22 protein-coding genes are annotated in these 25,894 nt (G+C 61.3%); 20 read left to right on the plus strand and 2 right to left on the minus strand.

Annotated features, from left to right (window positions below; translation table 11 throughout):
• Positions 1 to 37: 37 nt before the first annotated feature.
• The 17 genes from AC1RLZ_RS04925 to AC1RLZ_RS05005 all read left to right on the plus strand — a co-directional run bounded on the left by AC1RLZ_RS04925 (position 38) and on the right by AC1RLZ_RS05005 (position 20,897).
• Complete coding sequence (locus AC1RLZ_RS04925) at positions 38 to 1,144, plus strand: efflux RND transporter periplasmic adaptor subunit (RefSeq protein WP_493187707.1); 1,107 nt, start codon at positions 38 to 40, stop codon at positions 1,142 to 1,144.
• 27 nt (positions 1,145 to 1,171) lie between these two features.
• Positions 1,172 to 4,312 (plus strand): efflux RND transporter permease subunit, encoded by a 3,141-nt coding sequence (locus tag AC1RLZ_RS04930; protein ID WP_493187708.1) that lies wholly within the window; start codon positions 1,172 to 1,174, stop codon positions 4,310 to 4,312.
• 19 nt (positions 4,313 to 4,331) lie between these two features.
• Complete coding sequence (locus AC1RLZ_RS04935) at positions 4,332 to 4,931, plus strand: TetR/AcrR family transcriptional regulator (RefSeq protein WP_371421795.1); 600 nt, start codon at positions 4,332 to 4,334, stop codon at positions 4,929 to 4,931.
• A gap of 35 nt (positions 4,932 to 4,966) precedes the next feature.
• Positions 4,967 to 5,590, plus strand: coding sequence for a flavin reductase family protein (locus tag AC1RLZ_RS04940; RefSeq protein WP_371421794.1), 624 nt, complete (start codon positions 4,967 to 4,969; stop codon positions 5,588 to 5,590).
• Positions 5,591 to 5,827: 237 nt separating this feature from the next.
• The gene (locus AC1RLZ_RS04945; protein WP_493187709.1) at positions 5,828 to 8,104 is read left to right on the plus strand and encodes an acyl-CoA dehydrogenase; all 2,277 of its coding nucleotides are present in this window, start codon (positions 5,828 to 5,830) and stop codon (positions 8,102 to 8,104) included.
• Between the two features lie 13 nt (positions 8,105 to 8,117).
• Positions 8,118 to 9,401 carry an acetyl-CoA C-acetyltransferase gene (locus tag AC1RLZ_RS04950; protein WP_493187710.1) on the plus strand — a complete coding sequence of 428 codons (1,284 nt, stop codon included), beginning with the start codon at positions 8,118 to 8,120 and terminating at the stop codon, positions 9,399 to 9,401.
• A 7-nt stretch (positions 9,402 to 9,408) separates the two neighbouring features.
• Complete coding sequence (locus AC1RLZ_RS04955) at positions 9,409 to 11,505, plus strand: 3-hydroxyacyl-CoA dehydrogenase NAD-binding domain-containing protein (protein ID WP_493187711.1); 2,097 nt, start codon at positions 9,409 to 9,411, stop codon at positions 11,503 to 11,505.
• Between the two features lie 27 nt (positions 11,506 to 11,532).
• Entirely contained in the window at positions 11,533 to 11,964 is a 432-nt protein-coding gene (locus tag AC1RLZ_RS04960) for an acyl-CoA thioesterase (RefSeq protein WP_493187712.1), read from the plus strand.
• A gap of 85 nt (positions 11,965 to 12,049) precedes the next feature.
• Positions 12,050 to 12,247, plus strand: coding sequence for a hypothetical protein (locus AC1RLZ_RS04965; protein ID WP_493187713.1), 198 nt, complete (start codon positions 12,050 to 12,052; stop codon positions 12,245 to 12,247).
• A 73-nt stretch (positions 12,248 to 12,320) separates the two neighbouring features.
• Positions 12,321 to 13,139 carry a DeoR/GlpR family DNA-binding transcription regulator gene (locus AC1RLZ_RS04970; protein WP_371421788.1) on the plus strand — a complete coding sequence of 273 codons (819 nt, stop codon included), beginning with the start codon at positions 12,321 to 12,323 and terminating at the stop codon, positions 13,137 to 13,139.
• Positions 13,140 to 13,277: 138 nt separating this feature from the next.
• Positions 13,278 to 14,822, plus strand: a complete 1,545-nt coding sequence (gene glpD / locus AC1RLZ_RS04975) for a glycerol-3-phosphate dehydrogenase (protein WP_493187714.1) — start codon at positions 13,278 to 13,280, stop codon at positions 14,820 to 14,822.
• Positions 14,819 to 15,907, plus strand: a complete 1,089-nt coding sequence (locus tag AC1RLZ_RS04980; protein WP_493187715.1) for an ABC transporter ATP-binding protein — start codon at positions 14,819 to 14,821, stop codon at positions 15,905 to 15,907. The genes glpD and AC1RLZ_RS04980 overlap by 4 nt, the downstream gene beginning before the upstream one ends.
• A 1-nt stretch (position 15,908) precedes the next feature.
• Entirely contained in the window at positions 15,909 to 16,994 is a 1,086-nt protein-coding gene (locus AC1RLZ_RS04985; protein WP_371421785.1) for an ABC transporter ATP-binding protein, read from the plus strand.
• A complete protein-coding gene (locus tag AC1RLZ_RS04990; RefSeq protein ID WP_493187716.1) occupies positions 16,994 to 17,896 on the plus strand; it encodes a carbohydrate ABC transporter permease in 903 nt (300 codons plus the stop codon). The genes AC1RLZ_RS04985 and AC1RLZ_RS04990 overlap by 1 nt, the downstream gene beginning before the upstream one ends.
• Entirely contained in the window at positions 17,896 to 18,702 is an 807-nt protein-coding gene (locus tag AC1RLZ_RS04995) for a carbohydrate ABC transporter permease (RefSeq protein ID WP_493187717.1), read from the plus strand. Before AC1RLZ_RS04990 ends, AC1RLZ_RS04995 begins: the two co-directional genes overlap by 1 nt.
• Before the next feature lie 9 nt (positions 18,703 to 18,711).
• Positions 18,712 to 19,041 carry a DUF2160 domain-containing protein gene (locus AC1RLZ_RS05000; protein WP_371421782.1) on the plus strand — a complete coding sequence of 110 codons (330 nt, stop codon included), beginning with the start codon at positions 18,712 to 18,714 and terminating at the stop codon, positions 19,039 to 19,041.
• A 62-nt stretch (positions 19,042 to 19,103) separates the two neighbouring features.
• The gene (locus AC1RLZ_RS05005) at positions 19,104 to 20,897 is read left to right on the plus strand and encodes an ABC transporter substrate-binding protein (RefSeq protein WP_493187718.1); all 1,794 of its coding nucleotides are present in this window, start codon (positions 19,104 to 19,106) and stop codon (positions 20,895 to 20,897) included.
• Positions 20,898 to 21,002: 105 nt separating this feature from the next.
• On the opposite strand, the gene AC1RLZ_RS05010 is transcribed toward AC1RLZ_RS05005, so the two are convergent.
• The gene (locus AC1RLZ_RS05010; protein ID WP_493187719.1) at positions 21,003 to 21,680 is read right to left on the minus strand and encodes a GntR family transcriptional regulator; all 678 of its coding nucleotides are present in this window, start codon (positions 21,678 to 21,680) and stop codon (positions 21,003 to 21,005) included.
• Between the two features lie 167 nt (positions 21,681 to 21,847).
• Between AC1RLZ_RS05010 and AC1RLZ_RS05015 the strand changes: the two genes are divergently transcribed.
• The 3 genes from AC1RLZ_RS05015 to AC1RLZ_RS05025 all read left to right on the plus strand — a co-directional run bounded on the left by AC1RLZ_RS05015 (position 21,848) and on the right by AC1RLZ_RS05025 (position 24,454).
• Positions 21,848 to 22,462, plus strand: coding sequence for an RraA family protein (locus tag AC1RLZ_RS05015; RefSeq protein ID WP_493187720.1), 615 nt, complete (start codon positions 21,848 to 21,850; stop codon positions 22,460 to 22,462).
• A 39-nt stretch (positions 22,463 to 22,501) separates the two neighbouring features.
• Positions 22,502 to 23,404, plus strand: coding sequence for an NAD(P)-dependent oxidoreductase (locus AC1RLZ_RS05020; RefSeq protein ID WP_493187721.1), 903 nt, complete (start codon positions 22,502 to 22,504; stop codon positions 23,402 to 23,404).
• 66 nt (positions 23,405 to 23,470) lie between these two features.
• Positions 23,471 to 24,454 carry a Bug family tripartite tricarboxylate transporter substrate binding protein gene (locus tag AC1RLZ_RS05025; protein WP_493187722.1) on the plus strand — a complete coding sequence of 328 codons (984 nt, stop codon included), beginning with the start codon at positions 23,471 to 23,473 and terminating at the stop codon, positions 24,452 to 24,454.
• A 215-nt stretch (positions 24,455 to 24,669) separates the two neighbouring features.
• Here AC1RLZ_RS05025 and AC1RLZ_RS05030 read toward each other — a convergent pair whose 3' ends face one another.
• Positions 24,670 to 25,770 (minus strand): alkene reductase, encoded by a 1,101-nt coding sequence (locus AC1RLZ_RS05030; RefSeq protein WP_493187723.1) that lies wholly within the window; start codon positions 25,768 to 25,770, stop codon positions 24,670 to 24,672.
• Positions 25,771 to 25,894 lie beyond the last annotated feature (124 nt).

Raw genomic sequence — 25,894 nt, forward strand, 5'->3', positions numbered from 1 at the left:
TAACCTCCTTCGAACATTCATTCGAAGGACGCTCGTGATGCTCGGCCAAACCAAAGTCATCGCTTCCCGCAAGCCATTCGCCGCCGCACTCCTGCTGATCCCGGCCCTTTTTCTGGCTGGATGCGGCAAGAAGACCGAGGCTGAAGCCAAGCCGACCCGTCCTGTGCTGGTTGCGACGGTGCATTACGAGCCGGAATCGCCACAGCGCAGTTTCGTCGGCACCATCCGCCCGCGGATCGAGACCGATATGGGTTTCCGGGTGACCGGCAAGGTCGCCAAGCGCCTTGTTGAAGTCGGCCAGACCGTCGAGATCGGCCAGCCCCTAGCCACGCTCGACGAGGTCGACCTGAAGCTGCAGGCCGAGCAGGCCGTGGCCGAACTCAATGCGGCGACCGGTGTACTGGCCAATGCCAGTGCCGCTGAAGGCCGCGCCACCGAACTGCGCGCCAAAGGCTGGTCCACCCAGGCGCAGCTCGATCAGGCCAAGGCGTCGGGCGACGAGGCACGTGCCCGCCTCAACCGCGCCGAGCGCTCCGTCGAGCTCACCAAGAACAGCCTCTCTTATGCGACGCTGATCGCCGACACCCGCGGTGTTGTCACTGCCACGCTGGTCGATGCCGGTCAGGTCGTTGCAGCCGGGCAGGCCGCCATCCGTGTCGCGCGTTTCGGCGAGAAGGAGGCGGTGGTCTCCGTTCCGGAAACGCTGGTTGGCCGTGCCAAGGAAGGCGACGCCAGCGTGACGCTGTGGTCCGAGCCTGGCAAGCAATATGCCGCCAAGCTGCGTGAACTCGCGCCCAATGCCGACACCGCGACGCGCACTTATCTCGCCAAGTTCTCGCTGCCCGAGGCCGACGACAAGGTGTCGCTCGGCATGACGGCAACGCTGACACTCTCCGATCCCGCCACCGAACGCGTTGCGCGCGTGCCGCTCTCTGCACTGTTCAGCCAGGGCAACAATCCGTCGCTCTATGTTGTGAGCGCATCGGGCGACGTCGCGCTGCAGCCCGTCAAGGTGAAGTCCTATGAGAGCAACGATGTCATCATCTCAGGTGGCGTCGATGAAGGTGCCAAGATCGTGACGCTCGGGGTGCAGAAACTGGATCCTGCGCTGAAGGTCCACGTCGTCTCCGCATTGTCGTTTTAAGACGCTCGCATTCAAAGGACGAAGTCGATGCATCGCTTCAACCTCTCCGCCTGGGCCGTCGCTCATCCCGCGCTGATCCTGTTTCTGATCATCGCGCTCGGTGTTGGTGGTTTCATCTCCTACGAGAAACTTGGCCGCGCCGAAGACCCGTCCTTCACGGTGAAGGTCGTCAACGTGACGGCGATCTGGCCGGGCGCGACGGCCAAGGAAATGCAGGAGCAAGTTGCAGATCCCATCGAGAAAAAGATGCAGGAGCTGCCTTACTTCGACAAGGTGCAAACCTATTCGAAGCCGAACTTCACGGCGCTGCAGGTCACGTTCAAGGACAACGCACCTGCCAAGGACGTGCCGTTTCTGTTCTATCTGCTGCGCAAGAAGCTCGCTGACGTGCAGGGCAGTCTGCCGGCCAATCTGATCGGGCCGACGGTCAATGACGAGTTCAGCGACGTCGACTCCATTCTCTACATGATGACAGGCGACGGCGCTGATTTCGCGCAGTTGAAGAAAGTTGCCGAAGGCCTGCGCCAGCGCCTGTTGAAGGTGAAGGGCGTCACCAAGGTCAATCTTTACGGCACCCAGGACGAACGCATCTTCGTCGAATTCTCCCACGCCAAGCTGGCGACGCTCGGTATCACGCCGCAGACGCTGTTCGACTCGCTCGCCAAGCAGAATGCGATCCAGCCGGCCGGCACGGTTGAAACCTCATCGCAACGCGTGCCGCTGCGCGTCACCGGTGCGCTCGATGGCGTGAAGACTGTCGCGGAAACGCCGGTGGAGAGCAACGGACGCACGTTCCGCCTCGGAGATATCGCGACGGTGAGCCACGGCTTCGTCGATCCGCCGGATTTCAAGGTCCGGCAGAAGGGCCAGTACGCACTCGGCATCGGTGTGGTCACAGCGAATGGCGCCAACATTCTCGAACTCGGCAAGGACGTCGACAAGGCCAAGAACGAGTTCATGGTCGCCGTCCCGCAGGGCATCAATGTCGAGCAGATTGCCGACCAGCCGCTGGTGGTCGAACATGCCGTTGGCGAATTCACGCACTCGTTCGTCGAGGCGCTCGCGATCGTGCTGTTTGTCAGCTTCCTGGCGCTCGGCTGGCGCACCGGCATCGTGGTGGCGCTGTCGGTGCCGCTGGTGCTTGGTATCGTCTTCATGGTCATGAACGCGATGGGCATGGACCTGCATCGAATCACGTTAGGCGCGTTGATCATCGCGCTCGGCCTCCTTGTCGACGACGCGATCATTGCGGTCGAGATGATGGTGGTGAAAATGGAGCAGGGCTGGGACCGCGTGCGCGCGGCGTCCTTTGCCTGGGAGTCGACGGCGTTTCCGATGCTAACCGGCACGCTCATCACGGCCGTCGGCTTCCTGCCGATCGGCTTCGCCAATTCCGCAGTCGGCGAATATGCCGGTGGCATCTTCTGGGTGGTCGCGATTGCGCTGATCGCTTCATGGTTCGTCGCGGTGATCTTCACGCCCTATATCGGCGTCAAGCTGCTGCCGAACTTTGCTGCTCACGGCAAGGCCAATTACGATCCGCATGCGGTCTATGAGACGCGCATTTATCGCAGTCTGCGCAGCGTCGTGCAGTGGTGCGTCACGCACCGCGTCAAAGTGGTGGCTGCCACCGTCGGTATCTTCATTGCGGCCATTGTCGGCTTCGGCCATGTCCAGCAGCAGTTCTTCCCGCTGTCTGAACGCCCCGAACTGTTCCTGCAGTTGCGTCTGCCGGAAGGTACGGCATTCGGCGTAACCGAAAAGGCCGTCAAGGACGCCGAGAAGCTGCTCAAGGACGACAAGGACATCGCCACCTATACGGCCTATGTCGGCCGTGGCTCGCCGCGCTTCTGGCTCGGCCTTAATCCGCAACTCCCGAACGAGGCCTTCGCCGAGATCGTGATCGTGTCCAAGGATGTCGAGGCACGCGAGCGCATCAAGTCCAAGATCGAGAAGGCCGTCGCCGATGGCCAGCTCCCGGAAGCGCGCGTGCGTGTCGATCGCTTCAATTTCGGTCCGCCGGTCGGTTTCCCCGTCCAGTTCCGCGTCATCGGGCCGGATACCGCGACCGTGCGCGATATCGCTTACAGAGTGCGCGAAGTGATGCGCGCCAACAAGAACATGGTCGATCCGCAGCTCGACTGGAACGAGCAGACGCCGTCTCTCAGGTTGGTGGTTGACCAGGACCGCGCCCGTGCGCTCGGCCTGACGCCGCAGGAGCTGTCACAATCCCTCGCCATGCTGATCTCCGGCGCCTCGGTCACGACCGTGCGTGACGGGATCGAGAAGGTTGGCGTCGTCGCCCGTGCCGTGCCCTCGGAGCGTCTCGACCTCGGCCGTGTGGGCGATCTCACCATCATGTCGCGCAACGGCGTCCCGGTGCCGCTGTCGCAGGTGGCGAAGATCGAATACGCCCATGAAGAGCCGATCCTCTGGCGCCGTAACCGCGACATGGCGATCACCGTACGTGGCGACGTCGTCGATGGCGTGCAGCCGCCGGATGTCACCAACCAGATCTGGCCGCAACTGCAGCAAATCCGCGACAGCCTGCAGCCGGCCTACCGCATCGAGATCGGCGGCGCGGTGGAAGAATCCAGCAAGGGCAATGCCTCTATCGCCGTGCTGTTTCCGCTGATGATGATCATCATGCTGACGCTACTGATGGTGCAGCTGCAGAGCTTCTCGCGGCTGATCCTGGTGTTCCTGACGGCGCCGCTCGGCATCGTCGGTGCCTCTTTGGCGCTGAACATTGCCAACAAGCCGTTCGGCTTCGTGGCACTGCTCGGCCTGATTGCGCTGGCGGGCATGATCATGCGCAACGCCGTCATTCTGGTGGATCAGATCGAAACCGACGTGCAGCACGGCCTGACCCGCCGCGAAGCCATCATCGAGGCGACCGTGCGCCGTGCGCGTCCGGTCATCCTGACCGCGCTGGCGGCCATCCTGGCGATGATCCCGCTGTCGCGTTCGGCCTTCTGGGGCCCGATGGCGGTCACCATCATGGGTGGATTGTTTGTGGCGACGTTCTTGACGTTGTTGTATCTCCCGGGTCTCTATGCGCTATGGTTTCGCAAGAGCCTGGATGAACGCGGATCGGGTGAGGATGTCGATCATCACGCACCGCAACATCACGACAAGCAACAGGCCTTTCCGCTTGCTGCCGAATAATTGAAGACTGCTGTCCGAGATGACTCTGATTTCTGATCACGTTGAAGCCGATATGCGGGGCCGCATCGTTGTGGTCGCGGAAAAGCTGTTTCGTGAAATCGGCTACCAGAAGACCACCGTGGCTGATATCGCCAAGGTGCTGCGGATGTCGCCAGCGAATGTCTATCGCTTCTTCGATTCGAAGAAGTCGATCATTTCTGCCGTCGCGCAGCGGCTGATGGGGGAAGTCGAAGAGGCCGCCGGGGTGATCGTTGCCAACCCGGAGCCGGCGGCGCAACGACTTCGTGAGTTGCTGACGACGATCCATCAGATGAACGCCGAGCGCTATGTCGGCGATGCCAAGCTGCATGAGATGGTCGCCATCGCCATGGAAGAGAGTTGGGAGGTTTGCACGGCCCATATGGAGCGGATCACCGGCACCATCGGTGGCGTTATCGCGGATGGCGCCGCCAAGGGCGAATTTCATGCCCCTGACGTCGAACTGGCCGCCATGTGCACGTGCACGGCGATGCTGCGGTATTTCCACCCGCAGATGATCGCGCAATGCGCCGAGAAGCCGGGCCCGACCCTGGACCAGATGATCGACTTCGTTCTTGCCGGGCTGGCACCGCGGGTCTAGACGATCTCCCTGACGTCAATTCAGGGGATCTTCGCGTGACCGCATTCGATCTGCATTCCTACGAGCCCGCCAACGGCCACGGCCTCAAACACGATCCCTTCAATGCCATCATCGGCCCGCGCCCGATCGGTTGGGTGTCCTCGCGGGATGCCAACGGCCATGTCAATCTGGCGCCCTACAGCTTCTTCAACGCCTTCAACTACACCCCGCCGCTGATCGGCTTCTCCAGCATCGGCCTCAAGGATTCCGCCCGCAACATGCAGGCGACAAAGGAATTCGTCTGGAATCTGGCCACCATGGATCTGGCCAAGCAGATGAACGCGACGTCCGCGAGTGTTGGCCCGGAAGTGGATGAATTCGAGCTTGCCGGTCTGACGCCGGTGCCGAGCAAGCTGGTCAATGTGCCCCGGGTCGGCGAAGCCCGGGTCGCGTTCGAGTGCAAGGTCACCCAGGTCATCGAGCTCAAGGGCGCGAACGGTGCCTCGGCCAACGCCTTCCTCACCATGGGTGAGGTGGTCGCCGTGCATATCGACAAGACCCTGATTGTGGATGGCGTGTACCAGACCGCGCTCGCCGGCCCGATCCTGCGCGCCGGCCGCCGCGGCGACTACTTCCATATCAAGCAGGACGCCATGTTCGAGATGGCCCGCCCGGACTGAGGCTATCTGTTCTTTCGGCGTTTCGGTCGCGCGACCACTGGTCACGCGGTGGAAAATCGCCTTTCGGGAACCGTTGCGGTATCCTGCCGTTAATGATGGCTCGATGCTGTCCGATTTTCGCTTAAATTTCAATGCGAAAGCTAAGGTGACACCAACACCGTCCCGCTAAGAGCGTCTGCCTTTTGGCGCCCGCTGTCCGCCCGGATTGCCGGTCGCCGTGATCGAGAGGAAGCCTCCATGAGCTCGTCCAGCTTGCGCCGCGATTACCTCACCAAGCCGATCTTCGGTTGGGCCAAGGGCGTCTTGCCGAAAATGTCCGATACCGAGCGCGAGGCACTGGAAGCCGGCGACGTCTGGTGGGATGCGGACCTGTTCACCGGCAATCCGGACTGGGCCAAGCTGCTCGCCGTGAAGCCCGCGACGCTGACGGCTGAAGAGCAGGCTTTCATGACCGGGCCTGTGGATCGTCTCTGCGAGATGATCGACGACTGGAAGATCAATTGGGAATTACGCGATCTGCCGCCGGAAGTCTGGGAGTTCATCAAGCGAGAAAAGTTCTTCGGCATGATCATTCCGAAGGAGTTCGGCGGCCTCGGTTTTTCGCCCTATGCGCATTCCGAAGTCGTCAGGAAGATTTCGTCGCGTTCGGTGGTCGCCGCCGTCACCGTGATGGTGCCCAACTCGCTCGGCCCCGGCGAATTGCTGATGAAATTTGGCACCGACGCGCAGCGCCAGCGCTGGCTGCCGCGCCTCGCCGATGGACGCGACATTCCCTGTTTCGGCCTCACCAGCCCGGAAGCGGGCTCCGACGCGGCCTCGATGATCGACAGCGGCATCATCTGCAAGGGCACGTTCGAAGGCCAGGAGGTTCTGGGCCTGCGCCTCAACTGGCACAAGCGCTATATCACGCTCGGCCCGGTCGCGACGCTGATCGGTCTCGCCTTCAAGGCCTATGATCCCGATCATCTCGTCGGCAATCAGGACGAGCTTGGCATCACGGTTGCGTTGATCCCGCATGACCTTCCGGGCGTCGAGATCGGCCAGCGTCATCTGCCGTCGATGCAGGTGTTCCAGAACGGCCCGAACTGGGGCCGCGACGTGTTCATTCCGCTCGACTACATCATCGGCGGCGAAGAGCGGCTTGGTCAGGGCTGGAAGATGCTGATGTCGGCGCTCGCCGCCGGCCGTGGCATCTCATTGCCGTCGTTGTCGGCGGCCGGCGCCGCCTATGCAGCCCGGACGACTGGTGCCTATGCCCGCATTCGCGAGCAGTTCAACATCTCGATCAGCAAGTTCGAGGGTATCGAGGAGCCGCTCGCCCGCATCGCCGGCACGGCCTATCTGCTCGATGCGGCACGTCGGTTGACATCCGCGGCGCTCAACGAAGGCCGCCACCCGGCTGTGATCTCCGGCATCATGAAACTGCACGCCACCGAACGTATGCGCCTCGCCATTGACGATGCGATGGATATCCATGGCGGCAAGGCAGTGATCGACGGCCCCCAAAACTATATGGGCAATCTCTATCGTGCAGTGCCGGTCGGCATCACGGTGGAAGGCGCCAACATCCTGACACGCAATCTCATCGTATTCGGGCAGGGTGCCATCCGTGCGCATCCCTATCTGCTCGACGAAATGAATGCGCTCAGCGAACCCGACAAGACAAAGGGCCTCGACGCCTTCGATACCGCGTTCTGGAAACATGTTGGCCACAGCGTCACCACGCTGTTCCGCGCATGGGGGCGTAGCTGGACCGGCGGAATGTTCGCGCCGGCACCGGATGCGGGCGATGCCACGCAGTTCTATCGCCAGCTCTCGCGTTATTCCTCGGCCTTCGCTTTGTGTGCCGATATGGCGCTACTGACGCTCGGTGGCGCGCTGAAGCGCAAGGAAATGCTGTCGGCGCGGTTTGGCGACATTCTCTCTGAATTGTATCTGCTGTCCGCAGCCCTGAAACGCTGGGAGGACGAAGGCCGTCAGCAGGACGATCTGCCGGCGCTCGAATGGTGCATGGCATCCGGCTTCAAGACCATCGAGAACCGCTTGGCGGAGATTTTGGCCAATCTGCCGAACCGCTTCGTTGCCGCGATCCTGAAATTCGTGGTGCAGCCCTATGGCGCCTCGGTCCTCGGCCCGTCGGACCGTGTGGTGCATCGCTGTGCCCAGATGATCCTGGAGCCGTCGGCGACGCGCGATCGCCTGACGCCAGACCTTTCGCATGTTGACGACGATCGCGGGCTGGCGCGGCTGGAGAAGGCGTTCAAACTGGTGACATCGAGTGACGATATTGCCAAGCGCATCCGCACGGCAAAGCTCAAGAACTGGAAGGATGCAGTGGCACAGGGCGTTATCACTCAGGCCGAGGGCGAAAAGCTCGCCGCCGCACAGGAAGCCGTCAAGCTGGTGATCGAGGTCGATCACTTTGCGCCGGAAGAGCTGTCGCCCGGCTATAAGAAGTCCGATAACGTGCACCAGTTCTTCCAGGAACTTGGTGAGCAGCGGGCAGCAAGCTGATGGCAAGACTCTCATGACAAGACCAGTCTATATCGTGGATGGCAGCCGCACGCCGTTCCTGAAAGCGCGCAGCGGCCCCGGCCCCTTCACTCCTGTCGATCTTGCTGTTCAATGTGGCCGCCCGCTGTTGGCGCGGCAGCCATTTGCACCGGATGCCTTCGATCAGGTGATCCTCGGCTGCGTCAATGTCATTGCCGACGAGATGAACCCGGCGCGCGTCGCCGCGCTTCGGCTTGGCATGGGCGAGGCGATGGTCGCCTTCACCGTGCAGATCAATTGCGGCTCCGGCATGCAGTCGATCGATACCGGCTATCGCTATATCCGCGAAGGCAATGCCGATCTGATTCTCGCCGGTGGTGCCGAGGCGCTCAGCCACGCGCCACTGGTGTGGCCGCAGAACGGCGTGCGCTGGTTCGCCGGGCTTGCTATGGCCAAGGGTGTGCTCGGCAAGGTGGCGGCGATCGCCAAGGCGCGGCCGGCTTATTTCAAGCCGGTCATCGGCCTCGAACGCGGGCTTACCGATCCGATCACCGACCTCAATATGGGCCAGACCGCCGAAAAGGTTGGGCATTTGTTCGGCATCACGCGCGCGCAGGCCGATGCCTATGCCGTCGAAAGCCACAAGCGCCTTGCCCATGCGCAGGAACAGGGTTGGCTGAAGGGCGAAGTCGAGACCGCCTTCGATCGCAAGGGCAATTTCTACGACCGCGATGACGGCGTCCGTGCGGATTCGTCGGTCGACAAGCTCGCAACACTGAAGCCGGTATTCGAACGTCCCTGGGGGCAGGTCACTGCCGGAAATTCCTCGCAGATCACCGATGGCGCATCATGGACGATCCTTGCGTCCGAAGAAGCGGTAGCAAAACATGGTCTCACGCCGAAGGCTGTGATCGTCGATAGCCAGTGGTCGGCGCTCGATCCGTCGATTATGGGGCTCGGTCCGGTGTTGTCGTCGAACGACCTCCTCAAGCGCAACAACATGACGATTCAGGACATCGAGACCTGGGAATTGAACGAAGCCTTCGCGACGCAGGTTCTCGGCTGTCTCGCCGCCTGGAAGGACGAGAAATTCTGCCGCGAAGTGCTCGGCCTCGATGGCGCTGCCGGCGAGATCGATCGCGCCAGGCTCAATGTCGATGGCGGTGCGATCAGCCTCGGCCACCCCGTCGGCACGTCAGGCAACCGCATTGTGCTGCATCTCGTCAATGCGATGAAGCGGCTCGGCACCAAACGGGGAATCGCTACCGAATGTATCGGCGGCGGCCTCGGTGGTGCGATGTTGATCGAGACGGTGTGAGGGCGTCATGGACAGCAAGATCATGGACGTTCTTGGGGATCGCGTGCTGGAACTCGGGCCGGCTCCCGACCCATCAGGCGCCTATCGCCACTTTAAGCTGACGCGCGATGCCGAGGGCATCGCATGGCTGTTGTTTGATCGCGCCGACGCCAGCGCCAATACGCTGTCGGCTGTGGTGCTGGAAGAATTCGATCAGGTGCTGAATGCGCTGGAAGCCCAGCGCCCGACCGGCATCGTGATCCGTTCGGCCAAACCTTCCGGCTTCATCGCCGGCGCCGACGTCAATGAATTTCGCGGCGCCAGCGACCCATTGGAAGTGGAAACGCAGATCAGCCGCGCTCATGCGGTGATCGATCGCTTCGAGGCGCTGAAGATTCCGACGGTGGCCGTGATCCACGGCTTCTGCCTCGGCGGCGGTCTCGAAGTGGCGCTGGCCTGCCAGATGCGTATCGCTATAGATGGTGCACGCTTCGGTTTCCCGGAAGTCATGCTCGGCCTGCATCCCGGCCTCGGCGGCACAGCGCGCTTGACGGATCTGGTGGGTCCGATGCAGGCGATGCCGCTGATGCTGACCGGCAAGACCATCGATTCCCGCAAGGCGAAAGCGATCGGTCTTGTCGATGCGGTGACCGAGGAGCGCCATGTCCGCAACGCCGTGCGCGATGCGGTGTTCGGCAAGCTCAAGCGCGCCAAGCCGAGTCCGTTGATCCCGATCATGAATTTCTCGCCGGTGCGCGGCATTCTTGCCTCGCGCATGGTGGCGGAGGCCGGGAAAGCAGCGCCGCGCGAACATTATCCCGCGCCTTACGCGCTGATTGATCTGTGGGAGAAACATGGCGGCGACCGTGCCGCGATGTTGAACGCCGAGAAGGCGTCCTTTGCCCGGCTGATGGTGACGCCAACGGCGCAGAACCTGATCCGCGTGTTCTTCCTGCGCGAGCAGATGAAGAAGCTCGCCGGCGACGGCAATACAATCAAGCATGTTCATGTGATCGGCGCCGGCGCCATGGGCGGCGACATCGCCGCCTGGTGCGCGCATCAGGACATGCGCGTGACGCTGGCCGACATGAAGCCCGAGCCGATCGCCGGTGCGATCAGGCGCGCCGCCGATCTCTACAGCAAGATTATCCGCAAGCGCACCGACCAGCGCGACACGCTGGATCGCCTGATCCCCGATATGGACGGCGAGGGGGTCCGCAACGCCGACCTGATCATCGAGGCGGTGTCGGAGAAGCTCGAGCTGAAGCAAAAAGTCTATGCCGGTATCGAGCCGCGCATGAAGCCGGATGCAATTCTCGCCACCAACACGTCGAGCATCCCGCTGCAGGATCTGCGCAGCACGCTCGCCAGGCCGGAGCGGTTGCTTGGCCTGCACTTCTTCAATCCGGTATCGCGTCTGCAGCTCGTCGAAGTCATCAGCCATGACGGCGTCGATGCGGAGATGCTGAGGAAGGCCACGGCCTTTGTCGGCGCCATCGATCGCCTGCCGCTGCCGGTGAAGAGTTCGCCCGGCTTCCTCGTCAATCGTGCGCTGACGCCTTACATGCTCGAGGCGATGATGCTGATGGAGGACAAGGTCGACAAGGAAACCATCGACGCCGCCGCGGAGCAGTTCGGCATGCCGATGGGACCCATTGAACTGGCCGATCAGGTCGGTCTCGACATCTGCCTCGCGGTCGGCGACATGCTGCGCTCCAGGTTCGGCGACCTGCTGCCGCCGACGCCGGCCTGGTTGCGCGAGAAGGTCAACAAGGGCGAGCTCGGCAAGAAGACCGGCAAGGGCTTCTATACGTGGCGTGACGGCAAGGCCGAGAAGAGTTCCAGCGCAGTTGCCATGGCGCGGCCGACGCAGGAGATGATCGATCGCCTGGTGCTGCCGATGTCCAATGTCTGCGTCGCCTGTCTCCGCGAGGGCATCGTTGACAATCCCGATGTAGTCGATGGCGCAATGATCTTCGGCACCGGCTATGCCCCGTTCCGCGGCGGCCCGCTGAACTATGCGCGGACGCGCGGAACCGAGAATATCACCGCTACGCTGCGAACGCTGGCTGCAAGATTCGGTGATCGCTTCGCGCCGGATGCCGGCTGGGAGACCTTTAAATGATGACGCAATTTACGGCAGGCTTTGCAGATGAATGAATCAAAGACGCAGCCAGTGACGGGGCTGGATGCGGAACCGACAGGCGATCTTACCATCCGCACGGTGGCGATGCCGGCGGATACCAATGCCAATGGCGATATTTTTGGCGGCTGGCTACTCAGCCAGATGGATCTTGGCGGCGGTATCTTCGCCGCGAAAGTAGCCAAGACGCGCACCGTCACGGTCGCTATCGAGGCGATGACCTTCCGCAAGGCCGTTCATGTCGGCGATGTCGTCTCGGTGCATGCTGAGCTGGTACGCATGGGCCGCACCTCGCTGACGGTGCATATCGAGGCCTGGGTTCTGCGCCGCAACGAAAGCGCCCCGATCCTGGTCACAGATGGCAATTTCACCTTCGTGTCCATCGACGAGGCCGGCCGCCCGCAACCGATCAAGCGCCCCGACGCGACGATTGCGACCTGAACGATTCCAGTCTGACGCGGGAACGAAATCCCCCCTTCCAGGTTAATGGCCCGGAATATGCTTCGCCTATCGCGTGGGGGCCGCCATGTCAGACACTTACATCATCGAAGTCTCGTCGCAGGCTGCCGGTATCGTCGTTCGCGATCCCGACGGCTACCGGTTCTTCGCCGCGTCTCATCGTTTCAACCCTATGGAAGGCCAGCTGTTTCGCAATGCGCGTGAAGCCGAACGTGCCGCCTTCCAGTTCGCCGCGCAGGGTGCTCAGACGACCGCGACGGCTTAACGACGCTGCATTGCCGCGTTGACCATCGCCGCCAACAACCGCACCATGGAATCGTTCGCTCCGAGGTGCTGTTGTGACTGCTGGCCTGACCCATCGCCAATCCGAAATCCTGAACCATGCGCGCGCCTTCGGTCGCGTGATGGTCGACGACCTCGTGCGCCGGTTCGAGGTGTCCGCACAGACCATCCGCAAGGATCTCAACGATCTCTGCGACCAGCGGCTGCTGACGCGTATTCACGGCGGCGCCATTGTCGCGTCCGGTGTGGAGAACCTTGCCTATGAAGCGCGGCGCTTCGTGGCTGCCGAAGAGAAGAAGGCGATCGGGGTCGCCGCCGCCGCACAGATTCCCAACGGCTCGTCGCTATTCATCAATATCGGCACCACGACCGAGGAAGTGGCGAGCGCGCTGACCAATCACGAAAACCTGCTGGTCATCACCAACAACCTCAATGTCGCGATGATGCTGTATCGGCATCCGCATATAGAGGTGATCGTGGCCGGTGGCACCGTGCGTCGCTCCGATGGCGCGGTGATCGGCTCCACGGCGATCAAGCTGATCGGCCAGTTCAAGGTCGATTACGCCATCATCGGCGCCTCGGCAATCGACGAGGAGGGCGCGCTCCTCGACTTCGACTATCGCGAGGTGCAGGCGGCGCAGGCGATCATCGCCAATGCCCGCAGCGTCATGCTGGTGTGCGATTCGACCAAATTGCGGCGCTCGGCCGCCGTTCGCATCGCCCATATCAGCCAGGTCCAGACCTTCGTGACCGACGTGCCGTTGCCGCCGTCCTTGCAGGAGATCTGCCGGAGCCGGGGCGTCAAGGTGATCGCGGCTTTACCGGGGTCGGCGGATGATTCCGACGATCTGGAACCGGAACCGACCCCGCTTTAGAGCTGTTCAGACCCCGAAAACGCCAGTTGCTTTCGCTTTTTGTTGTGCTTTAATGAAAAGCGAAAGCCAAATCGCTGAAAGTGAAGATGGCGCGTCCGAAGGAAGGCGCCAGACGATTGGCGCAGGAGGGGAGACGGGGTGGGTCAGATCTACGACCTTGCAATCATTGGTGGCGGTGTGAACGGCTGCGGTATCGCCCGCGATGCTGTCGGCCGCGGCAATTCCGTCTTCCTCTGCGAGATGAACGATCTGGCCAGCGGGACGTCGTCCTGGTCGACCAAGCTTATCCATGGCGGCCTGCGCTACCTCGAATATTACGACTTCAAACTGGTTCGCCACGCGCTGCTTGAGCGCGAAATCCTCTGGCAGATCGCGCCGCATATCATCCGTCCGCTGCGCTTTGTGCTGCCGCATCATGCAGGGTTGCGTCCGGCCTGGCTGCTGCGGCTCGGTCTGTTCCTGTACGACTATATCGGCGGCCGAAAACTTCTTCCGGCCACCCGTACGCTCGATCTCACCAAAGACGAGACCGGCAAGCCGCTGGCTCCCGGCCGCTTCACCCGCGGTTTCGAATATTCCGATTGTTTCGTCGATGACGCCCGCCTCGTGGTGCTGACCGCCCGTGATGCGGCCGATCGTGGCGCTGTGATCCGGACGCGCACACGCGCGACCGAGATTCGACAGGCCGATGGCCTGTGGCAGGTCACGGTGCAGGACACGTCAACGGGCGAACGTTCAACCATCAGCGCGCGCGCGCTGGTCAATGCCGGCGGCCCGTGGGTCGAGAATGTTCTGGCGGTCGGCGCCGGCGTCAATGCAAAGGCGAAAGTCCGTCTGGTGCAGGGTTCGCATATCGTGGTGCCGAAGCTCTACGCCCACGACCGCGCCTATATCTTCCAGAATGCTGATGGTCGTATCGTGTTTGCGATTCCCTATCAGGACGATTTCACCCTGATTGGCACCACCGATATCGACTATCACGGGGATCCCGCCGACGTGAAAATCTCCGCCGATGAGATCAACTATCTCTGCAAGTCGGTGAGCGAATATCTCGCCAGGCCCGTGCTCGCCGAAGACGTGGTGTGGACCTATTCCGGTGTCCGTCCGCTCTATGACGACGGCGCCAATGAGGCCAAGGCGGCAACGCGCGATTATGTGTTCGAGCTCGATGTGCCTGGCGGACTACCGCTGCTGTCGATTTATGGCGGTAAGATCACGACCTATCGCCGCCTCGCCGAAGAAGCCTTGCAGAAGCTCGCGCCTTATCTCAAGGGCACCAAGGCCAGGGAAGGCTGGACGGCGGGCGCCTCGCTGCCCGGGGGCGATTTCGATGTCTCCGCGGTCGATGCGCTGATCGCAGAACTGTTGCGCGACTATCCGTTCCTCACGCGGACGCATGCCAACCGATTGGCGCATGCCTATGGCACGCGCGCCGCGAAGATGCTGGGCGTCGCGAAGTCCGCGGCCGATCTCGGTCAGGCCTTTGGTGCAACGCTCACCGAGCGGGAAGTGCGCTATCTCGTGGCCAATGAATGGGCCGTCAGCGCCGAGGATATCGTCTGGCGCCGTTCCAAACTGGGCCTGCGCCTGTCGAAGGGTGAGATCGCGGCGCTCGATCAATGGCTGCAGGCGAATCGCACCCAGCCTGCCGGTTCGATGCGTGAAGCGGGAGCGCGGTCATGAGCGTTGCGCTCGATCACGTCTCGCAGATGGTGGATGGCGTCACGACGATCCGTGACGTCTCGCTGACACTGGAGCGTGGCACCCTGAATGTGCTGCTCGGGCCGACATTGGCCGGCAAGACCTCGATCATGCGATTGCTGGCCGGGCTCGACAAGCCGGTGCAGGGCCGCGTGCTGGTCGATGGCAAGAACGTCACTGGCATCGACATCCGCAAGCGCTCGGTGGCAATGGTCTATCAGCAGTTCATCAATTACCCGTCGCTGACGGTGTATGAGAACATCGCGTCGCCGCTGCGCGTGCAGGGCAAGCCTAAAGCCGAGATTGAAACCCGCGTGCACGAGGCCGCGGCGCTGCTCAAGCTCGAGCCCTATCTGAAACGCACGCCGCTGCAGCTCTCCGGTGGCCAGCAGCAGCGCACGGCGATTGCCCGGGCCCTGGTCAAGGGCGCCGATCTCGTGCTGCTCGACGAGCCGCTCGCCAATCTCGATTACAAGCTCCGCGAAGAGCTGCGCACCGAACTGCCGAAGATTTTCGAGGCCTCAGGCGCGATCTTCGTTTACGCGACCACCGAGCCATCGGAAGCGCTCCTGTTGGGCGGCAGCACCGTGTGCCTGTGGGAAGGCCAGATCCTGCAGGTCGGCCGGACTTCGAAAGTCTATCGGCATCCGGAGACCCTCAAGGCCGCCGAGGTATTCTCCGACCCACCGCTCAATCTTGTTGCGATCGAGAAGAAGAACGGCAACGTGCAGTATGCCGGCGGTGCGACGGCGCCCGCCAGCGGGCTCTATGCCAACCTCGCCGACGGCAGCTATCGCGTTGGCTTCCGCGCGCATCAGCTCGAAGTCGCCAGTGGTCTTGCCGGACGGCATGCATTTCCGGCGGAAGTGACGGTCACCGAAATCACCGGGTCGGAAAGCTTCGTCCATCTGAAGCGTGATGCTGCCAATTGGGTTGCGGTGCTGCAGGGTGTGCATGAATTCGAGCCCGGCCACATGCTCGACGCCGTGCTCGATCCTGAAAATCTGTTCGTCTTCGATGGTAGCGATCGTCTGGTCGCCGCTCCCAACATGGCGCAGGGAGCGTAACATGGCCCGCATCGATCTCGTCGATCTCGCGCAATCCTACAGCGGCAACGATGCCGATCCGGAATCTTTTGCACTGAAGCCCATCTCGATGACGTGGCGGCAGGGCGGCGCCTATGCGCTGCTCGGACCAAGCGGCTGCGGCAAGACGACGTTGCTGAACCTGATCTCCGGTATCGTCACGCCGTCGCGCGGCCAGATCCTCTTCGACGGCAAGGACGTCACGCCGCTGTCGACCCAGAAGCGCAACATCGCGCAGGTGTTCCAGTTTCCCGTCATCTACGACACCATGACCGTCGGCGAGAATCTCGCATTTCCGCTGAAGAATCGCGGCGTGCCGCGCGCGCAGATCGACGCCCGCGTGAAAGAAATCGCCGGACTGCTCGACCTCACGCCGTATTTGAACCGCAAGGCGACGCGGCTGACGCCGGACGCCAAGCAGAAGATTTCGCTGGGGCGCGGTCTTGTGCGCTCCGATGTCGCCGCCGTGCTGTTCGATGAGCCGCTCACGGTGATCGATCCGCATCTGAAATGGGAATTGCGATCGAAGTTGAAGGCGCTGCACCGCGCGCTGGATCTGACCATGATTTATGTGACCCACGATCAGACGGAAGCGCTGACATTTGCCGATACGGTGGTGGTGATGCATGACGGCCGCGTCGTGCAGTCCGGCACGCCGCAGGAATTGTTCGACAAGCCGGCGCATACGTTTGTCGGCTATTTCATCGGATCGCCCGGCATGAATATAGTGCCCGCCGAGGTCAGTGGCCGCGAGGCACGCATTGGCGGTCATGTCATCGCGCTCAATGGCAGCTACGATCAGATGCCAGCGGGCGCGACAATCGAAATCGGCATTCGCCCCGAATTCGTCCATGTTGCGGCGCCCGCGCCGGGCTTGCTCAGGGCGCAGGTCGAGCGCATCGACGATCTCGGTCGCATCAGCTTCGCGCGGGTGCGCATTGGCGGCGTGAAGGTTGCCGCGCGCGTGCCCGCCGGATTTTCTGTCTCCGGCGGTGATGTCGGGCTGGTGTTCGATCCGTCGCGGGTGCACGTTTATGCCAATAGCCGTCTCGTCGAAGGGGCCGCGTGATGGACAAGACAGTCAACCAAAAAGCCTGGTTCCTGGTACTGCCAGTGTTCCTGATCGTGGCATTCTCCGCCGTACTTCCGCTAATGACGGTGGTGAACTATTCGATGCAGGATACCTTCGGCAATAACCAGTTCTTCTGGAACGGTGTCGGCTGGTTCAAGGAATTGCTCGATCCCTCCAGCGATCTCGGCGGGCGCTTCTTCGCGTCGCTGCTGCGCAATCTGGCGTTCTCCGCGATCATCCTCGCCATCGAAGTGCCGCTCGGCATTCTGGTCGCGCTGTCGATGCCGCGTGACGGCTGGCGCGTCGCAGCCTGCCTTGTGATCCTCGCGCTGCCGCTTTTGATTCCATGGAACGTGGTCGGCACCATCTGGCAGATCTTCGGCCGTCCCGACATTGGCCTGCTCGGCTACACGCTCAATCACATGGGCATCGACTATAATTACGTATCGAATGAGTTCGATGCCTGGGCGACCGTCATCGTCATGGACGTCTGGCACTGGACCAGCCTCGTTGCGCTGCTGTGTTATGCGGGCTTGAAATCGATCCCCGATGCCTATTACCAGGCAGCACAGATCGACGGTGCGTCACGCTGGGCAGTTTTCCGGGCTATCCAGCTGCCGAAGCTCAACCGCGTGCTGCTGATCGGCGTGCTGCTGCGCTTCATGGACAGTTTCATGATCTATACCGAGCCCTTCGTGGTCACCGGCGGCGGACCCGGAAATTCGACCACCTTCGTCTCCATCGAACTGGTCAAGATCGCGCTCGGCCAGTTCGATCTTGGCAAGGCCGCGGCGCTGTCGCTGGTGTACAACATCATCGTGCTGATCGTGTGCTGGGTGTTCTACACCGTGATGACCAATGTCGGCGTCGATCACACCAAGCGCGAGGGAGCGGTCTGATGCATACGATTCCCGGTCGCCGCATTATCCTGATGCTGTTCCTGATCTTCCTGCTGTTGCCGATCTACTGGCTCGTCAATATGAGCTTCAAGACCAATGGCGAAATCGTCTCGACCATGACGCTGTGGCCGCATGCGCCGACGCTGGCAAATTACACCCGGATCTTCACCGACGAGAGCTGGTATTCCGGCTACATCAATTCGCTGAAATACGTCATCATCAACACCATCCTGTCGATCTCCTTTGCGCTGCCCGCGGCCTATGCGTTCTCGCGCTATCGATTCCTCGGCGACAAGCACCTATTCTTCTGGCTGCTGTCGAATCGGATGGCGCCGCCCGCGGTGTTCGCGCTGCCGTTCTTCAATCTCTATTCGGCGATCGGCCTGTTCGACACGCCGTGGGCCGTGGCGCTGGCGCATTGCCTGTTCAACGTGCCCCTCGCAGTCTGGATCCTCGAAGGTTTCGTCTCGGGCGTGCCGCGCGAGATCGACGAGACGGCGTTTCTCGATGGCTATTCGTTTCCGAAGTTCTTCGTGAAGATTCTGGTGCCGCTGATCGCATCGGGCATCGGCGTCGCTGCCTTCTTCTGCTTCATGTTCTCATGGGTCGAATTGCTGCTCGCGCGCACGCTGACCTCGGTGAATGCCAAGCCGATCTCCGCGGTGATGACGCGCACCGTGTCGGCCTCCGGCATGGACTGGGGCCTGCTCGCCGCCGCCGGCGTGCTGACCATCATTCCCGGTGCCCTCGTCATCTGGTTCGTCCGCAATTATATCGCGCGCGGCTTCGCGCTCGGCAGAGTCTAGGAGGTCGTCATGGAAAACATCGCATGGATGGCCTGGACGCCGCCGACCGCGATCTTCTTCGCACTGCTGGCGATTACGCTGGCCACGATGACGTGGCTCGCGGTTGCCTATCCCGAAGCCGAGCGCATCGGCATCCTGCGCATTCCCACCACGCGCGGCGACCGGTTGTTCCTGTCGCTGATCGCGGCGGCGGTCATCCACCTGTTGTGGATCGGCTTTGTCGGCAGCGATCCAATCGCAACGCTGCCGATCGGCGAGGAAGGTCTTGAAATCTCGAACCTGTGGTTCGCGACATTGATTTCGCTGGTCTCGGCGGTGGCAATTTTTCGCACCGTCTGACGAGTGAGGAAGGTCAGACGCGGGATCAATCCGGGTCTGAAACATAAACGAGGGAGGACACGATGAGACAACTGACGACACTCACCAGGCGTGGATCGACGCGCGCCATCATGATGACCAGCGCCATAGCGCTGATCGCTGCGACCGTGACGCTGGCTCTGCCCGTGAAGGCCGACGACGCTACGGCGCAAAAGTGGATCGACAGCGAATTCCAGCCGTCGACGCTGTCGAAGGCAGAGCAGCTGAAGGAAATGCAGTGGTTCGCCAAGGCCGCCGAGCCGTTCAAGGGCATGGAGATCAACGTCGTCTCCGAAACCCTGACGACGCACGAATATGAATCCAAGACGCTGGCCAAGGCGTTCTCCGAAATCACCGGGATCAAGCTCAAGCACGACCTGATCCAGGAAGGCGACGTGGTCGAAAAGCTGCAGACCCAGATGCAGTCCGGCAAGAATGTGTATGACGGCTGGATCAACGACTCAGATCTGATCGGCACGCATTTCCGCTACGGCCAGACCATCGCGCTGTCGGATTACATGACCGGCGAGGGCAAGGACGTCACCGATCCGATGCTGGACGTGAAGGATTTCATCGGCACGTCCTTCACCACCGCGCCCGACAAGAAAATGTATCAACTGCCCGACCAGCAGTTCGCGAACTTGTATTGGTTCCGGTACGACTGGTTCACCAATCCTGACTACAAGGCGAAGTTCAAGGCCAAGTATGGCTACGATCTCGGCGTTCCCGTGAACTGGTCGGCCTATGAAGATATTGCCGAGTTCTTCACCAACGACATCAAGGAGATCAACGGCGTCAAGGTCTATGGCCACATGGACTACGGCAAGAAGGATCCCTCGCTCGGCTGGCGCTTCACCGACGCCTGGCTGTCCATGGCCGGCAATGGCGACAAAGGTCTTCCGAACGGCCTCCCCGTCGATGAATGGGGTATCCGCATGGAAGGCTGCCGCCCGGTCGGTTCCTCCGTCGAGCGTGGCGGTGACACCAACGGTCCGGCTGCTGTCTATTCGATCGTCAAGTATCTCGACTGGATGAAGAAATATGCTCCGCCGCAGGCGCAGGGCATGACCTTCTCGGAGTCGGGTCCGGTGCCGGCACAAGGCAACATCGCGCAGCAGATGTTCTGGTACACCGCCTTCACCGCCGATATGGTGAAGCCCGGCCTGCCGGTCATGAATGCCGATGGTACGCCGAAGTGGCGCATGGCTCCTTCGCCGCATGGTGCGTACTGGAAGGAAGGCATGAAGCTCGGCTACCAGGACGTGGGTTCAGCCACGCTTCTGAAGTCGACTCCGGCGGATCGCCGCAAGGCAGCCTGGCTCTATCTGCAGTTCATCGCCTCCAAATCGGTGAGCCTGAAGAAGAGCCATGTCGGTCTCACCTTCATTCGTGAGTCCGACATCTGGGACAAGTCGTTCACCGAACGTGCACCGAAGCTCGGTGGTCTGATCGAGTTCTATCGCTCGCCAGCCCGCGTGCAGTGGTCGCCGACCGGCAACAACATCCCGGATTATCCGAAGCTGGCACAGTTGTGGTGGCAGAACATCGGCGATGCGTCGTCCGGTGCGAAGACCCCGCAGCAGGCGATGGACTCGCTGGCTGCAGCGCAGGATTCGGTGCTCGAACGTCTTGAACGATCCAAGGTTCAGGGCGAATGCGGACCGAAGCTGAACAAGAAGGAAACCGCCGAGTTCTGGTACGCGAAGTCCGCCAAGGACGGCAATATCGCGCCCCAGCGCAAGCTGGCGAACGAGAAGCCGAAGGGCGAGACGGTGGACTACGACACCCTGATCAAGTCGTGGCCAGCATCGCCTCCGCAGAAACGCGCTTCGAACTAAAACGAGTTTTCTGAGCAACAAAAAAGGCCGGGAGCGATCCCGGCCTTTTCTTTGGGTGATCCGTTACTCTGCTGGCCTTGGTCAGCGGCGGGCGGGAGCGAAGTATCAGCCATTCTCGGGAGGATGCTGATGAGCACCGGCGGACATTTCCTGGCGGTGGCGCAGCACTCGCGCATGGGACATCCGTAGATGCAATTGCATCGCATTCATACCGAGCAAGCCGTCCCTTGTGCGTGCCGCAAATGTAATGTCGCGATGATGATTGAGGCTCTGCGTCAACTCGTCGGGAGAGTAGAGAAAGAAAGACCGTACAACGATGGGCATGTCGATCATCGGCTGAAGGATTGCCCGCAGGCGCGGAGCTCCGGAGAATTCCAGCAATGTCTGGTGAAAATCTCGATTTGTTTCCTGAATGATCGCGACAGCTCCGCGCTGTGAGATTGCTCGCTCCATTGCCGCGTTGCAGGCCTCGAGACGCGCGACGAGTGCGTCGCCACCGCGCTGAACTGCGAGTTCTGCAGCATGCGGTTCCAGCAGAATGCGGATCCGGAAGGTCTCTTCAATATCCGCCTCGCTCCAGGTCGCGACATGGACGCCTTGACCGGCATCTGCGGTCGCTAGGCCATCCTCGACGAGCCGCTTGAGCGCAGCACGTATGGGCGTCCGGCTGACATCGAACTCCAGGGCCAGTGCTTCCTCACGCAGATGAAATCCCGGCAAGTAGTGCCCGCCCACCAGGCGTTGCCGCAAGATATCGTACGCTTTGTCTTGCCCTCGTCCCATCCAGGCGTCCTACCCCGAAAACTGTTCACCCAAACCATTTAGAGCAAAGCCCCGCGGAAACAGAATTGTTTGTTTTTCGTATGAAAAATTATGAATTTTCGGAAATTAAGCGCGCTAATTGACATATTGTACTTTTTTTGTACATTCTATCCCAAGGGAGAAAACATATGCAGGCATCAGCCTCCGCAAAGGACATTGCAGCGCTGTTCAGCGCGACGCCGACGGCCTTGATCAGCGATAATCTCGATCGTCTGCCTGGTGCAGTAGGCCTCCGCCATTTCCACCGCGGCGGCGCGATGTCCGGCGTGGCCTTCACGATCAAAACGGCATCCGGTGACAACCGCACGATCCATCAGGCGCTCGATCTGTTTCAGCCGGGTGACGTTCTGGTTATCGATGGCGGTGGCGACACAAGCCGGGCACTGGTCGGCGAGATCATGGCTTTGATTGCCCAAACGCGGGGCGCGGCTGGTTTGGTGATCGACGGCGCCGTACGCGACGCAGCTATCCTTTCCAATTCGGACTTCCCTGTCTTCGCGCGCGCGGCCATTCATCGCGGCCCTTACAAGAACGGTCCCGGCGCAATGAATATCCCCGTCTCGATTGGCGGCATGGTCGTCAATCCGGGCGACATCGTCGTCGGTGACGAGGACGGAGTCGTCGCGTTTTCGCCGTCCGTTGCCAGCGATCTTCTGAAGGCGGTGCAGGCTCAGGCGGATAAGGAAGAGATGATCCTGCAGAGCGTTCGGGACGGCACATACAAAGGTGCATACGCCAAGTAACTGGCCAGCGACAAAAAGCGCGGCTTCAGGGAGGAAACGATGGCGGAAGCCGGTGTTCAGTTCAGGCTCGGTCTCGTCGGTTATGGCGAGATCGGAAGTACGCTCGGTGCAGGGCTTCGCAAGGCGGGGCTCAGCGCGATACATTGCTACGACAAATACGCGTTCGATGGTCCGTACAGTGGCCTGATGCAGCGACGGGCCGAAGAAGCCGGGGTCACGCTGGTCCGCTCGAATCGGGAACTTGCCGACGCAGCCGATGTGATCGTCAGCGTAACGCCGGGATCGGTGTCGCTCGAAAGCGCTGCCGCATTCGTGCCGTGTCTGACATCGCGCCACACCTTCGTCGACTTCGCTTCCGCGACGCCAAAAATCAAGATTGGTGTAGCACAGCGCCTGGCGGCCACCGGCGCATTGATCGGCGACGCCTCGATCGAGGGCACGCCGAAAAACGGATATGCGATGCCGATCCTGTCGAGCGGCCCGGCCGGCCAGCGCGTGCGCGATCTGCTCAATCCGTGGGGAATGCGGATCGAATTCGTCGGCGGTGAGCTCGGCCGAGCTTCGGGGATCAAGATTCTTCGCTCGGTACTGATCAAGGGTATCGAAGCGCTGACGGACGAGATGCTTCTCGCAGCTCGCCATTATGGCATCGACGAGATCGTTCTCGCCTCTGCATCAAAGACCCTGGCGCGGCCATGGATGGATACGGTGGAGAGCCTGATTCCGTCCGGTGTTATCCACGCCAAACGACGAGCGGAAGAACTCGAAATGTCGACGGAAGCAGTGGCGGACGCTGGTATCGAGCCCGTCATGGCGCGTGCCGTCGCCGCGCGACTGCGATGGAAGGCCGAGCTCGGGCTCAAGGATGATTGCAAGGGTATCGAACCGCGTGACTACAAGGCAGCGATCGACGCTATCGCAGCCAAGATGAAAGCGGTTTGACCGTCAGACCGGCCGATCTTCGTTAGAGCGAGACGGTCAATCCAGTTCCTGGGGAGGAAAATCGACATGACCAAACTTACGGATATTGCCCGGCGTCTGATCGGCGTCACGGCAGTTGTGACCTTCGCTCAATCCCCCCTGCACGCAGCGGACGACTATCCGACGCGCCCGGTGCGGATGATTGTCGCCTTTGCTCCCGGCGGCTCGGCAGACATCAATGCCCGCATCGTCGGTCAAAAGCTCGGCGCCGAACTCGGCGGTTCGATTGTCATCGAGAACAAGGGCGGCGCCGGAGGAAACCTCGGCGCAGTCGAGGCAAAGAAGTCGGCCCCGGACGGGTATTCCATTTTCTATGCGACCTCGGCAGTCGCACTTGCGCCTTCGGTCTATGCGAATCCGGGATTTCAGGCGAAGGACTTCGAACCGATCTCGCTGACCGCAACGATTCCGCTCGTGTTGGTCGTCGGCAAATCAGTCCCCACAACCAATCCTGTCGAACTGGTCGCCTGGCTCAAGGAGCAAGATGGCAAGGTGAACTACGCCTCGTCGGGGCGCGGCGCGCTGCTTCACCTTGCCGGCGCACTTTTCCTCAAGGAGACGGGAACGAAGGCTGCTCATATCGCGTATCGCGGTAGCGCACCGGCAATTACGGATATGCTCGGCGGCTCCGTGCAGTTCATGTTCCTGCCCATCAACGAAATCTCCTCGCATCTGGAAAGTGGGTCGTTGAAAGCGGTTGCCGTTACCCACGCCCAGCGCGTTCCTCAACTCCCCAATGTCCCTACCATGCGCGAAGCATTTGGATTGCAGACAATGGATATCGGTGCCTGGCAAGGGCTTCTCGTTCCAGCCGACACACCGAAGGATGTGACCAAGAAACTGTCGAGTGCATTGGAAAGAACATTGCAGTCACCCGAGGTGAAAAAACGCCTCGTCGAGCTCGGCTCGATCGTACTTGGCGGGACTGACAAAGACTATGCCGACTACATGCAAGCCGAGGCGACCCGATGGGCCAAGATCGTCCAGGAGACCGGAGCCAAGGCTGAGTGAGACGATGCCTGGTCGGTTCTGCCGTCGCATCCATGATTGGCGAAAACGCCTGATTGAACTCACAGATGAGCTGGCTCAGCGATCCCCAATCCGGGATCTCTGAGCCAGAGGGTCTTGAGGCGAGGGGTCTGTTTGACGCTCACATTCTGCCTTCTGTGGAAAAGCAGCGTGTCATGCTAGCCGATTGAGCGCCGTATCTCTGGATAACGGCGTGCTCACTCCGCCGCCTGCTTCGCGCTCAGCACCGGATAATCCGTGTAGCCCTTCGCGCCGCCGCCATAGAACGTCGCCTTGTCGGCATCGTTGAGTGGCGCGCCGGACTTCAGGCGCTCGACCAGATCCGGGTTCGAGATGAAAGGCTTGCCGAAGGCGATCAGATCGGCTGCGTCAGCAGCGAGCACCTTGTTGGCCAGCGCGAGATCAAAGCCGTTATTGGCGATATAGGTACCCTTGAAGCGTTTGCGCAGGCTGGCGTAATCGAACGGTGCATTGTCACGCGGGCCGCCGGTCGCGCCTTCGACGACATGGAGATAGACCAGCTTCTCGGCGCTGAGCCCGTCGGTGATGTAATCGAACAGCTTTTGCGCATCGCTGTCGATGGCGGCGTCATTGGCCGGCGTCACCGGCGAGATGCGGATGCCGGTCCTGGCGCCGCCGATTTCCCTGCTCACGGCCTGAGCCACTTCGAGGATCAGCCTGGCGCGGTTCTCCAGCGAGCCGCCATAGGCATCCGTGCGCTTGTTGGTCGAGTTGCGTGCGAACTGCTCGAGCAGATAGCCATTGGCAGCATGAATCTCGACGCCGTCGAAACCGGCCTCGACCGCATTCCTAGCGGCGCGCTTGTAGTCATCAATCAGGCCGGGGATTTCGGCGAGCTCGAGCGCACGCGGCTCGGAGACGTCGGTGAAGGTGTTGTTGACGAAGGTCTTGGTCTTGGCGGCGATCGCCGAAGCCGAGACTGGCGCGCCGCCATTCGGCTGCAGGCTGGTATGCGAGATGCGGCCGACATGCCAGAGCTGGATGAAGATGTGGCCGCCCTTGGCGTGAACTGCATCGGTCACCTTCTGCCAGCCGGCGACCTGCTCCTTCGTGTAGATGCCGGGCGTGTCCTGATAGCCCTGACCCTGCTGGGAGATTTGGCTGGCCTCGGTGATCAGGAGGCCGGCGCTGGCGCGCTGGCTGTAGTAATCGACGGCGAGCGGGTTCGGCACGAAGCCCTCGATCGCACGATTGCGCGTCAGCGGCGCCATAGCGGTGCGGTTCGAAAGTGTGATGTTGCCGAGTTTATAGGGTTCAAACAGTTTGGACGTGCTCATGTAAGTTTTCCAGTCGATGAAGGACGAGATCGAATTGGGCATCGCGCAGCGCCTTGGCAATGCCTCTGTGCTGCGCGTTTTCTGTTCAGAATAAAGCAGTCGTGGCGATGGTGAATTGAATGAT

This window comes from Tardiphaga sp. GW822-FHT04G09 (assembly GCF_058800725.1).

Bases quoted from the DNA above. Each gene is read 5' to 3' on its own strand.
- AC1RLZ_RS04955 (WP_493187711.1), top strand. From the start codon at position 9,409: ATGGACAGCAAGATCATGGACGTTCTTGGGGATCGCGTGCTGGAACTC.
- AC1RLZ_RS05015 (WP_493187720.1), top strand. From the start codon at position 21,848: ATGCAGGCATCAGCCTCCGCAAAGGACATTGCAGCGCTGTTCAGCGCG.
- AC1RLZ_RS04945 (WP_493187709.1), top strand. From the start codon at position 5,828: ATGAGCTCGTCCAGCTTGCGCCGCGATTACCTCACCAAGCCGATCTTC.
- AC1RLZ_RS04980 (WP_493187715.1), top strand. From the start codon at position 14,819: ATGAGCGTTGCGCTCGATCACGTCTCGCAGATGGTGGATGGCGTCACG.
- AC1RLZ_RS04990 (WP_493187716.1), top strand. From the start codon at position 16,994: ATGGACAAGACAGTCAACCAAAAAGCCTGGTTCCTGGTACTGCCAGTG.
- AC1RLZ_RS04930 (WP_493187708.1), top strand. From the start codon at position 1,172: ATGCATCGCTTCAACCTCTCCGCCTGGGCCGTCGCTCATCCCGCGCTG.
- AC1RLZ_RS05025 (WP_493187722.1), top strand. From the start codon at position 23,471: ATGACCAAACTTACGGATATTGCCCGGCGTCTGATCGGCGTCACGGCA.
- AC1RLZ_RS05030 (WP_493187723.1), bottom strand. From the start codon at position 25,770: ATGAGCACGTCCAAACTGTTTGAACCCTATAAACTCGGCAACATCACA.
- AC1RLZ_RS05005 (WP_493187718.1), top strand. From the start codon at position 19,104: ATGAGACAACTGACGACACTCACCAGGCGTGGATCGACGCGCGCCATC.
- AC1RLZ_RS04985 (WP_371421785.1), top strand. From the start codon at position 15,909: ATGGCCCGCATCGATCTCGTCGATCTCGCGCAATCCTACAGCGGCAAC.
- AC1RLZ_RS04950 (WP_493187710.1), top strand. From the start codon at position 8,118: ATGACAAGACCAGTCTATATCGTGGATGGCAGCCGCACGCCGTTCCTG.
- AC1RLZ_RS05000 (WP_371421782.1), top strand. From the start codon at position 18,712: ATGGAAAACATCGCATGGATGGCCTGGACGCCGCCGACCGCGATCTTC.
- AC1RLZ_RS04960 (WP_493187712.1), top strand. From the start codon at position 11,533: ATGAATGAATCAAAGACGCAGCCAGTGACGGGGCTGGATGCGGAACCG.
- AC1RLZ_RS04965 (WP_493187713.1), top strand. From the start codon at position 12,050: ATGTCAGACACTTACATCATCGAAGTCTCGTCGCAGGCTGCCGGTATC.
- AC1RLZ_RS04995 (WP_493187717.1), top strand. From the start codon at position 17,896: ATGCATACGATTCCCGGTCGCCGCATTATCCTGATGCTGTTCCTGATC.
- AC1RLZ_RS04935 (WP_371421795.1), top strand. From the start codon at position 4,332: ATGACTCTGATTTCTGATCACGTTGAAGCCGATATGCGGGGCCGCATC.
- AC1RLZ_RS04925 (WP_493187707.1), top strand. From the start codon at position 38: ATGCTCGGCCAAACCAAAGTCATCGCTTCCCGCAAGCCATTCGCCGCC.
- AC1RLZ_RS05020 (WP_493187721.1), top strand. From the start codon at position 22,502: ATGGCGGAAGCCGGTGTTCAGTTCAGGCTCGGTCTCGTCGGTTATGGC.
- AC1RLZ_RS05010 (WP_493187719.1), bottom strand. From the start codon at position 21,680: ATGGGACGAGGGCAAGACAAAGCGTACGATATCTTGCGGCAACGCCTG.